The organism is Bradyrhizobium sp. P5_C11_2, from assembly GCF_054049755.1.
In genome coordinates this window covers 1-9,968 of sequence record NZ_JBFULT010000272.1, presented here as the reverse complement: position 1 = coordinate 9,968, position 9,968 = coordinate 1, and the positions used below count along the sequence as shown (strand labels likewise).

Annotated in this window: 11 protein-coding genes; all 11 read right to left on the bottom strand. The window is 63.9% G+C overall.

Annotated features, from left to right (window positions below; all coding sequences use genetic code 11):
* Positions 1 to 6 precede the first annotated feature (6 nt).
* The 11 genes from nuoF to ACXJL8_RS23445 all read right to left on the bottom strand — a co-directional run bounded on the left by nuoF (position 7) and on the right by ACXJL8_RS23445 (position 9,776).
* A complete protein-coding gene (gene nuoF / locus ACXJL8_RS23495; protein WP_456685663.1) occupies positions 7 to 1,332 on the bottom strand; it encodes an NADH-quinone oxidoreductase subunit NuoF in 1,326 nt (441 codons plus the stop codon).
* Positions 1,333 to 1,347: 15 nt separating this feature from the next.
* Positions 1,348 to 1,554 carry a hypothetical protein gene (locus ACXJL8_RS23490; protein ID WP_456620146.1) on the bottom strand — a complete coding sequence of 69 codons (207 nt, stop codon included), beginning with the start codon at positions 1,552 to 1,554 and terminating at the stop codon, positions 1,348 to 1,350.
* A complete protein-coding gene (gene nuoE, locus ACXJL8_RS23485; protein ID WP_456620147.1) occupies positions 1,554 to 2,165 on the bottom strand; it encodes an NADH-quinone oxidoreductase subunit NuoE in 612 nt (203 codons plus the stop codon). The genes ACXJL8_RS23490 and nuoE overlap by 1 nt, the downstream gene beginning before the upstream one ends.
* Positions 2,166 to 2,177: 12 nt before the next feature.
* On the bottom strand, positions 2,178 to 3,140 hold the full coding sequence (locus ACXJL8_RS23480; RefSeq protein ID WP_456685662.1) for an FkbM family methyltransferase: 963 nt from the start codon (positions 3,138 to 3,140) through the stop codon (positions 2,178 to 2,180).
* Complete coding sequence (locus ACXJL8_RS23475; protein ID WP_456685661.1) at positions 3,140 to 4,336, bottom strand: NADH-quinone oxidoreductase subunit D; 1,197 nt, start codon at positions 4,334 to 4,336, stop codon at positions 3,140 to 3,142. The genes ACXJL8_RS23480 and ACXJL8_RS23475 overlap by 1 nt, the downstream gene beginning before the upstream one ends.
* Before the next feature lie 2 nt (positions 4,337 to 4,338).
* Positions 4,339 to 4,953: an NADH-quinone oxidoreductase subunit C gene (locus tag ACXJL8_RS23470; protein ID WP_456620150.1), complete on the bottom strand. Its 615-nt coding sequence runs from the start codon at positions 4,951 to 4,953 to the stop codon at positions 4,339 to 4,341.
* Positions 4,954 to 4,964: 11 nt separating this feature from the next.
* A complete protein-coding gene (locus ACXJL8_RS23465; protein WP_456620151.1) occupies positions 4,965 to 5,546 on the bottom strand; it encodes a NuoB/complex I 20 kDa subunit family protein in 582 nt (193 codons plus the stop codon).
* Positions 5,543 to 5,908 (bottom strand): NADH-quinone oxidoreductase subunit A, encoded by a 366-nt coding sequence (locus tag ACXJL8_RS23460; RefSeq protein ID WP_008136158.1) that lies wholly within the window; start codon positions 5,906 to 5,908, stop codon positions 5,543 to 5,545. Before ACXJL8_RS23460 ends, ACXJL8_RS23465 begins: the two co-directional genes overlap by 4 nt.
* Positions 5,909 to 6,155: 247 nt before the next feature.
* On the bottom strand, positions 6,156 to 6,386 hold the full coding sequence (locus ACXJL8_RS23455) for a hypothetical protein (RefSeq protein WP_456620152.1): 231 nt from the start codon (positions 6,384 to 6,386) through the stop codon (positions 6,156 to 6,158).
* Positions 6,386 to 7,489, bottom strand: coding sequence for a PepSY-associated TM helix domain-containing protein (locus tag ACXJL8_RS23450; protein ID WP_456620153.1), 1,104 nt, complete (start codon positions 7,487 to 7,489; stop codon positions 6,386 to 6,388). Before ACXJL8_RS23450 ends, ACXJL8_RS23455 begins: the two co-directional genes overlap by 1 nt.
* A gap of 34 nt (positions 7,490 to 7,523) precedes the next feature.
* Positions 7,524 to 9,776, bottom strand: coding sequence for a TonB-dependent siderophore receptor (locus ACXJL8_RS23445; RefSeq protein WP_456685660.1), 2,253 nt, complete (start codon positions 9,774 to 9,776; stop codon positions 7,524 to 7,526).
* Between the last annotated feature and the right edge of the window lie 192 nt (positions 9,777 to 9,968).

Genomic DNA, 9,968 nt, shown 5'->3' with positions numbered 1-9,968 from the left:
TTCTTCCTACTCCGCCGCGACCATGTTCACGGGATCGCGGACGCCGATATCGTCGATGTCAGACTTGTGCGAATACTGGTCGATGCGCGCTTCGATCTCATGACGGAAATGCGCGATCAGGCCCTGGATCGGCCAGGCGGCTGCGTCGCCGAGCGCGCAGATGGTGTGGCCTTCGACCTGTTTCGTGACCTCCAGCAGCATGTCGATCTCGCGCTTGTGGGCGCGGCCGTCGGCCATGCGGGTCAAGACGCGCCACATCCAGCCCGTGCCCTCGCGGCACGGCGTGCACTGGCCGCAGCTCTCATGCTTGTAGAAATAGGAGATGCGGGCGATGGCGCGGATCAGGTCGGTCGACTTGTCCATCACGATCACGGCCGCGGTGCCGAGGCCCGAGCGCAGCTTGCTCAACGAGTCGAAATCCATCGGCGTATCGATGATCTGCTCGGCCGGCACCATGCGCACCGAGGAGCCGCCGGGGATCACGGCCTTGAGGTTGTCCCAGCCACCGCGGATGCCGCCGCAATGCTTCTCGATCAGCTCACGGAACGGAATGCCCATGGCTTCTTCGACGTTGCAGGGCCGCTCGACATGGCCGGAGATGCAGAACAGTTTTGTGCCGACATTGTTCGGACGGCCGATGCCGGCGAACCAGGCTGCACCACGACGGAGAATGTCCGGGGCAACCGCGATCGACTCGACGTTGTTGACGGTGGTCGGGCAGCCGAACAGGCCGACATTGGCCGGGAACGGCGGCTTCAGCCGCGGCTGGCCCTTCTTGCCCTCGAGGCTTTCSAGMAGCGCGGTTTCCTCGCCGCAGAYATAGGCGCCGGCGCCGTGCGCGACGTAGATGTCGAACGGCCAGCCGTTGATATTGTCCTTGCCGACCAGCTTGGCCTCATAGGCCTGGTCGATCGCGGCCTGGAGGTGCTCGCGCTCGCGGATGAACTCGCCGCGGACATAGATGTAGCAGGCATGCGCATTCATCGCGCAGCTCGCGATCAGGCAGCCTTCGATCAGGAGATGCGGATCGTGCCGCATGATCTCGCGATCCTTGCAGGTGCCGGGCTCGGACTCGTCGGCGTTGACGACGAGGTAGCTCGGCCGGCCGTCGGTCGATTCCTTCGGCATGAACGACCATTTCAGGCCGGTCGGGAAGCCGGCGCCGCCGCGGCCGCGCAGGCCGGAGGCCTTCATCTCGTTGATGATCCAGTCGCGGCCCTTGTCGATGATGGCCTTGGTGCCGTCCCAGGCACCGCGACGCCGCGCGCCCTCGAGCCCCCAGTCGTGGAGGCCGTAGAGGTTCTTGAAGATGCGGTCCTTGTCCTCGAGCATATCAGTGCTTTCCGATCAACGGTTGGCTTGCTTGTAGGCAAGCCCGGCGGCGCAGACGGCGAAAGTCAGCGCCCAGAGCAGACTGGATTCCAGCGACGCGTTCAGGCCGAAACGCTGCAGCAGGAAGATGAACGTGGCCGCCACGGCGGCATGCATCGCGATGAAGCCCCACTTCTTCATGGCACCGTTCCCCTGCACTGCCGGCTGCGAGAGATCACGCATCAGGTGGTCTCCTTCAGCGTGGTCGGTCCGCCCGTCGGCGCCGAGAACTGGCGGCCATTCTGGGGACCGGGCTTGGGCGGATTGCCGGAGGCAAAGCCGTCGAGCACCTTGCCAAAGCTCTCCTTGGTCAGGTCCTCATAGGTGTCCTTGCCGATCAGCACCATCGGCGCGTTCACGCAGGCACCGAGGCACTCCACCTCTTCCCAGCTGAAATTGCCGTCCTTGGAGAGATGGAAGGGATCGTGGTGGATGCGGTGCTCGCAGACGTGGATCAGCTCCTCGGCGCCGCGCAGGCGGCACGGCGTGGTGCCGCAGACCTGGACATGGGCCTTCTTGCCGACGGGGGCGAGCTGGAACATCGTGTAGAAGGTCGCGACCTCGAGCACGCGGATATAGGGCATGTCGAGCATGTCGGCGATGACGCGGATCGCGGCTTCCGACACCCAGCCCTCGTGCTGCTCCTGCGCCCGCCAGAGGATCGCGATCACGGCCGAGGCCTGGCGGCCGGCAGGATATTTCGCGATCTGCTGCTTGGCGAACGCGAGGTTCTCGTCCGTGAACGCAAAGCTCGCGGGCTGGACTTCCTTCGGTGCTAATCGGCGGACGGACATCTCTTCAATCTCTCACTGCATGCGGCGCGCGGTTTTCGCATTCAGGGCATTGATCCTGTCCTGCCAGAATGCGCTTGCGGTGCCGAAAACATTGTAGCCGACGTGGGTGGAGACCTTGATGCGATCGAGGATCGACAGCTCGGTCACCGTTTCCATACGCCTGGTGCTGGGATCATAGACGATCAGCTTCAGCGGGGTCTGTTCGAGGATGAAGCGCGACACCGCGTGGCTGCGATCGCTGCCGTGCTCCTCGCACATGACGACGCTGTCGGCCTCGAGCAGCCGGGCGCCGCCCTTGATCGCCTCGATCTCGACGCCCTCGACGTCGAGCTTGATCAAATATTTGCCGGCGCTTGCGACCTTGCCGTCGTCGATGAGGTTATCGARCGCGATGACCGGCACGTCCTCGCCGCCCGCCGACGCGTCGCCGGCGATGCTGAAGGCCTCGTGCTTGGTCCCGGACAGCCGCGCGGTGCCACGCGATGCGCCGATCGCACATTTCATGGTCTCGAAGCGGTTGCCGTTGATGCGCGCGTTGTTGGCGAGCTTCGGATGGTTCTGCCCCGACGGCTCGATCGCGATCGCCTTGTGCGAGCCGAACGGCTTGCTCGAGACCAGCACCGACCAGTAGCCGTAATTGGCGCCGCAATCGAGCAGCGTGTAGTCGACGTCGATGGAGTCGGCGAACAGGAGCTCCAGCTCGTCCTCGTAGTTGTAGGAGCGGTTGAGCAGCTTGCTCCAATAGCCGTCGCCGTAGGGAAATTCGAACACCGCGTCCGGGTTGAGCTTGATCGCGATGTTGCGCTCGGGCAGCGTTTTCCGCAGCAGGTTGGCGCAGGCGATGTAGCCCATGTGCGAAAAATGCGACGAGATCTTCGATCCCGTCACCAGCGCCAAGGCAGCCGTCCGCTCCCACAGGTTGGCCCCTTCAAGGGCCCCCGAGGCACGGTCAAACTGGATTGGCGCCTGCGCCATCACCGATCGACCTCTCCGAACACGATGTCGAGCGAACCCAGGATCGCCGAGACGTCGGCGAGCAGATGCCCGCGGCAGATGTGATCCATGGCCTGGAGGTGGGCGAAACCCGGCGCGCGGATCTTGCACTTGTAGGGCTTGTTGGTGCCGTCGGAGACGAGATAGACGCCGAACTCGCCCTTCGGCGCCTCGACCGCGGCATAGACCTCGCCGGCCGGCACGCGGACGCCCTCGGTATAGAGCTTGAAGTGGTGGATCAGCGCTTCCATCGAGCGCTTCATCTCGCCGCGGCGGGGCGGCGCGACCTTGTTGTCCTCGACCACGACGGGGCCCTTGCCGTCAGGCGCGTTCAGTTTCTGGATGCACTGCTTCATGATGCGCACCGACTGGCGCATTTCTTCCATGCGGATCAGGTAGCGATCGTAGCAGTCGCCGTTCTTGCCGATCGGGATGTCGAAATCCATCTCGGCGTAGCATTCATAGGGCTGCGACTTGCGCAGGTCCCAGGCCGCGCCGGAGCCGCGCACCATGACGCCCGAGAAGCCCCACTCCCAGGCTTCCTTCAGCGGCACCACGCCGATATCGACGTTGCGCTGCTTGAAGATGCGGTTGGCGGTGAGCAGGCGGTCGAGGTCCTCCACCACCTTCAGGAACGGATCGCACCAGGCCTCGATGTCGTCGACCAGCTTCTGCGGCAGGTCCTGATGCACGCCGCCGACGCGGAAGAAGGCCGCATGCATGCGGCTGCCGGAGGCGCGCTCGTAGAACACCATCAGCTTTTCGCGCTCTTCAAAACCCCACAGCGGCGGGGTCAGCGCGCCGACGTCCATCGCCTGCGTGGTGACGTTGAGCAGATGCGACAGGATGCGGCCGATCTCGCAATAAAGCACGCGGATCAGCTGGCCGCGGCGCGGCACCTCGATGCCGAGCAGCTTTTCGGCGGCGAGGCAGAAGGCGTGCTCCTGGTTCATCGGCGCGACGYAGTCGAGCCGGTCGAAATAAGGGATCGCCTGGAGATAGGTCTTCTGCTCGATCAGCTTTTCGGTGCCGCGGTGAAGCAGGCCGATATGCGGGTCGACACGGGCGACGACTTCACCGTCGAGCTCCAGCACCAGACGCAGCACGCCGTGCGCGGCCGGATGCTGCGGCCCGAAGTTGATGGTGAAATTGCGAAGCTGTTCGGGTTGCTCGTTCATGATCAGACCTTCGGCCCTGCTTTTTCATCACCCGGAAGGACCGGATAGTCGGCTCCCTCCCACGGCGACAAAAAGTCGAACTTGCGGAATTCCTGGTTGAGCCGCACCGGCTCGTACACCACCCGCTTCTCCTGGTCGTCGTAGCGGACCTCGACGAAACCGGTGGTCGGGAAATCCTTGCGCAGCGGATGCCCCTCGAAACCGTAATCGGTGAGGATGCGGCGCATGTCGGGATGACCGACGAAGAAGACGCCGTAGAGATCGTAGGCCTCGCGCTCGAACCAGTCGGCGCCGGGAAACACCTCGATCAGCGACGGCACCTGCGTGGTCTCGTCGGCCTGGGCCCTGAGCCGGATTCGCGCGTTCAGCGTCGGCGACAGGAAGTGATAGATCACGTCGAAACGCTTCTCGCGGTCCGGATAATCGACTGCCGTGATGTCGGTGAAGTTGATGAAGCGGCAATTCGGATCGTCGCGAAGGTACTTGACGACCTCGACGATCCTGGCGGCCTCGACATCCACCGTGAGCTGATTGAAGGCGACCGAATGACCGGTGGCGGCGCCCGGAAGCGCGCCAACGATCGTTTGCCCAAGGGCGTCGAGCTTGCCATCGTCCATGACGTAAAACCTTAGCGTTCGATGGTGCCGGTGCGCCGGATCTTCTTCTGAAGCAGCAGCACGCCGTAGAGCAGCGCTTCCGCGGTGGGCGGGCAGCCCGGCACGTAGATATCGATCGGCACGATACGGTCGCAGCCACGCACGACCGAGTAGGAATAGTGATAGTAGCCGCCGCCGTTGGCGCAGGAGCCCATCGAGATGACGTAGCGCGGCTCGGGCATCTGGTCGTAGACCTTGCGCAGCGCCGGCGCCATCTTGTTGGTGAGCGTTCCCGCCACGATCATCACGTCGGACTGGCGCGGCGAGGCCCGCGGCGCGAAGCCGAAACGCTCGACGTCGTAGCGCGGCATCGACACCTGCATCATCTCGACCGCGCAGCAGGCGAGACCGAAGGTCATCCACATCAGCGAGCCGGTGCGCGCCCAGGTGATGAGGTCGTCGGTCGCCGCGACGAAGAAGCCCTTGTCGGACAGCTCCGAATTGACCTCGAGGAAGAACGGATCATTGGCCCCGACCGGCTTGCCGGTCGACGGATCCAGGATGCCCTTGGGGGCCGGCGTGATGACCGGACCGGCGGACGGTGCAGGGTTCAATCCCATTCCAGTGCCCCTTTCTTCCATTCATAGGCGAACCCGACCGTCAGCACGGCGAGGAACACCACCATGGACCAGAAGCCGGTCGCGCCAAGCTTGCCGAACGCCACCGCCCAGGGAAACAGGAACGCCACCTCGAGGTCGAAGATGATGAAGAGGATGGCGACCAGGTAGAAGCGGACGTCGAACTTCATGCGGGCGTCGTCGAAGGCGTTGAAGCCGCACTCATACGCCGAGAGTTTTTCCGGGTCGGGTTGCTGGAACGCGACGATGAAGGGCGCGATCAGCAGCACCAGGCCGATGAGGCCCGCTACCCCTATAAAGACGACGAGTGGAAGATAGTTCTGTAGAATGCCGCTCATTGACGAGCCCTTTTTCCCGCAGCCTCGGGACAGCCACGGATTCGTCCGATTTGGAATTATTCTGAGCCTTAGCGCAGTGCACCAATGGGCGCAAGACACGCTCTTTTTAGGCCCTTTACCGCTCCCCGAACGGCGGAAATCCCGGAATCACCCCGCGCTGGTATGGAGCAGATCGCCAAACCCAGCAAGAGTGGCCGCAGTTTTGCACGGCAGCCGCTCTGAGATTGCCGCGCACAGGTCCCGGCAACTACTTGCCGTGGAGCGTCCGGCCAAATTGCTGCGTTTTTTTGGTGCGGCGGCGCACCCAGACCCCGGCGATCACCAGCACGGGAGCCCCCACCGTCACCCAGGCGACATATTGGCCGACCGGCCCCCAGAGCAGTGCGGCCATGAGACCGGTGACGGTCACAGCCGCGAGCAGGATAGGTGCAGCAAAGACACGTATCCACAGGCGCGAGCTGTCCCGGGAGCCATGCATCACGACGGGACCGGGGCTCGTCTGGCGAATGCGTCATGACGGGCGGGCATCCGCTTCCGCCGCCGCACCAGCCAGAGATAGAGGCCGCTGCCGATCACGACCATCGTGAGCACGTCGAGTGCGGCCCAGATCAGCTTCAGCGGCATGCCGCCGTAGTCGCCGAAATGCAGCGGCTGCGAGATCAGCAGCGCCTGGAGATAGACCGGAAGCGCCCGGCTGTCGGCGACCTCCCCGGTCTCGCCGTCGAGCAGCACCGGCTTCAAGAGCCGCGACGTCAGGGCCGTATCGCCGCGCATGAAGGCGGCGAAGTGGTGCGAGGACGTGAACGGCGTGCCCGGAAACGCGATGAAGGCGATCTCCATGCCGGGCGCCGCCGTCTTGGCGCGCGCAACGACGCCGTCGAGCGAGGCGAGCTGCGACGGCGGCGGCTTGCCGGCATAGGGCGCGACCATGCTGGCGAGCTCGGTCGCCTTCCACCGGTTGAGCATCAGTTCGGCCCAGGTGTTGACGACGCCGGTGAGCCCGACCACCAGCGCCCAGGCCACCGTCACCACGCCGATCAGATTGTGCCAGTCGAGCCAGATCACGCGGCGCGAGGCGTGATCGCGAATGGTGGCAAAGCGCAGGCGGCGGGTGAACGGCCAGTACAGCACGACGCCGGAGACGATTGCGACGGCGAACAGCAGTCCCATCCCGCCAAGAAACAGCTTTCCGGCCTGGCCGGCGAACATGTCGGTGTGCAGCTTGAGCACGATCAGCATCGGCCCGACACCGACCGGCCCGAGCAGCTTGGCCGAGACGGCGTCGAAGGCGCGGACGGTCGCGTTGTCCGGGAACCCGTCGACAGCACTGTTGGTGAAGGCCGTCACGATCCCGGGCTCGTCGGGATCGGCGGCGAGCGCGGCGTTGGCGACTTGCTGAGGCGTCGCGCGCGCCGCGCTCGCATGAGCTTCGGGCTGGGGGGCATAGCCCAGGAGCTCATCGATCTCGTGATGGAAGACCAGCGGCAGGCCGGTCAGGCAGAGCAAAAGCAGGAAGACGGTCGAGATCAGGCTGGTCCAGGTGTGGACCACCGACCAGAGCCTGACCGTGCGCGCCTTCACGCTTGTCCTCCCTCGCCTCTCCTCATCATTTGCCTCACCATTTGTAGGAGACGCTGGCGGTGACGCGCCGGCGATCGCCGTAGAAGCAGGACGAGGCCGCCGCGCAGCTCGCGACGTAGATCTTGTCGGTCAGGTTGATCACGTTGATTGCCGTGCGCCAGTTCTGCCATTCGTAGTGGAGCACGAGATCGCCGAGCACGACCGCGGGAACTTCGAGCGTGTTCGCAGCGTCCGCCCAGGACGAGCCGACGTAGCGCACGCCGCCGCCGAACCCAAATCCTTCGAGCGGCCCGTCCTTGAACGTGTAGTCCGCCCAGCCCGAGACCAGCAGCTCAGGCGTGTTGGTCGGCGTCTTGCCGACCAGCGCCGGATCGAGGTCCTTGCTGGTGAAGAGATGATAGGCGGTGAAGGAACCGATCAGTTTCAGCTCCTTGGTGGCGTTGGCCACCGCTTCGAGCTCGATGCCGCGCGAGGTCACCTCGCCGGTCTGGTTCTGCAGTACCGGGACTATGCCCGGCGCCGTCGTCGCCACATTTTGACGAACCAAGTCGAAGGCCGAAACGGTGAAATAGCCGTCGAACCCCTTTGGCGCGACCTTCACACCGATTTCGGCCTGCTTGCCGGTCTCCGGCAGAAACAGTTGGTTCTGGGCGTTCAGGCCGATGATCGGATTGTAGCTCGTCGAATAGGAGACGTAGGGCGCGATGCCGTTGTCGAAATTGTAGATCAGCCCGGCGCGCCCGCTGAACTTGCTGTCGTCGCGGCTGCCGACCGTGGCTCCGGTGGAGCGGTTCTCCTGGGTGGTCTCGACCCAATCGTTGCGGCCGCTCAGCACCAGCGTGAAGTTGCCGAGCTTCATCTGATCCTGGAGATAGGTGCCGGCCTGCTTCTGCGTAATGAGAAAGTTTYGGAACGGATCGCCGCCGAACGGAATGTCGTTTAGACCGTACACCGGATTCAGGACGTTGATCGAGGGGACGCCGAAGCCGAAAAGCTCGTAGTCGTCGATCTGATAGCCCTTCAGATCCACCCCGAACAGCATCGTGTGCTTCACCGGACCAGTGTCGAAGCGGTACTCCAGCTGGTTGTCGAGATCGGCCTGATTGGCGGTGTTCTTCGCATACCAATTGTAGCGATTGAGAGTGGCGGTGTTGACGTCGCCCCAATTGTTGCCGACGTAACCGCGATAGGTCACGTCGACATGGGCGAAGCGCGCATTCTGCCGGAACGTCAAATCGTCGGTGAGATTTCGCTCGAACTGGTAACCGAGCATCTCTTGCTCGCGCGTGAACTTGTCGACGCTGGGATCGCCGGTGAAAAAGCTGGTCGGGATCTTGCCGAACGGAGCGTTGGTCACCGTGCCCTGATAGGGCAGGAAGTTGATGCCGCGGGTTTCCTGCCGGGAAGCAGAGGCCAGCACCGTGAACGTCGTGTCGGCATCCGGCTTCCAGGTCACCGACGGCGCGATGAAGTAGTTGTTGTCGGGCGTGAAGTTGACCTGGGTGGGGCCGTTCTGGACCTGGCCGACGACGCGGTAGAACAGCTTGCCGTTTTCGGGCTGTGTCGCGACTGGACCACCGACATCGAAGCCGACATAGGCGTTGCCGAAATTGTTGACGCCGGTCTCGATGTAGCGGATCGGCTCGGCCGGCGGCAGCTTGCTGATGACGTTGACGATGCCGCTCGGGCTCGATCCGCCGTAGAGCACCGCGGATGGACCGCGCAGCACCTCGACGCGCTCCATGTTGAATGGCTGGAGCTTCCAACTCGCATAGGACGTGTAGAACAGCTGCATGCCGTCGAGGAACAGTCCGATGTCGTCGGACTTGAAGCCGCGGATCAGCCACCAGTCGTTGCGCGTGTCTACGCCGAAGGTGCCGGCGCGCACGCCGGCGGCGTAGCGCAGAACCTCGTCGAGCTTGTTGGGCTTCTGGTCGCGGATCTGCTCGGCGCCGATCACCGACACCGACTGCGGCGTCTCCATGATCGGCGTGTTGGTCTTGGTGCCCGACGAGCTGCGATTGGCGACGTAGCCGTGCACCGGGCCGCGCGGCGTCTCGACGAAGCCGACGTTGCGCTGCGGCTGCGGCTTCTGGCTGTTGGCGCTCTGTGCCGAGCGCTGCGCACGGCGCGGCGCGGTCGTGGCTGCGCGGCGGCGTTGTTCCGGCGCGGCGACCGTCACCGGCGGCAGGTTCGTCGCGCCGGATTGCGGCGAAGATTGTGCGAACGACGCTTGCGGCATCAAGACCCAAGCGGATGCGGTCGCCAACACGGCCGACCGCAGCATTCCAAGACTGTTCAACGCGCACCCCAAAACTGCGTATTTATTGCGTCACGCCGTCAGTCCCGTGACGGCCTGCGCAGCGCTGACGCTTACGTGAGGGAACGCGATTTCGCTAATTGAAAACTTCTTAGAGAGACTCTTAGAAGCGATCCAACATTTCAGAACATTGCTGAGAGATCAGCGCGGAATTTTCTC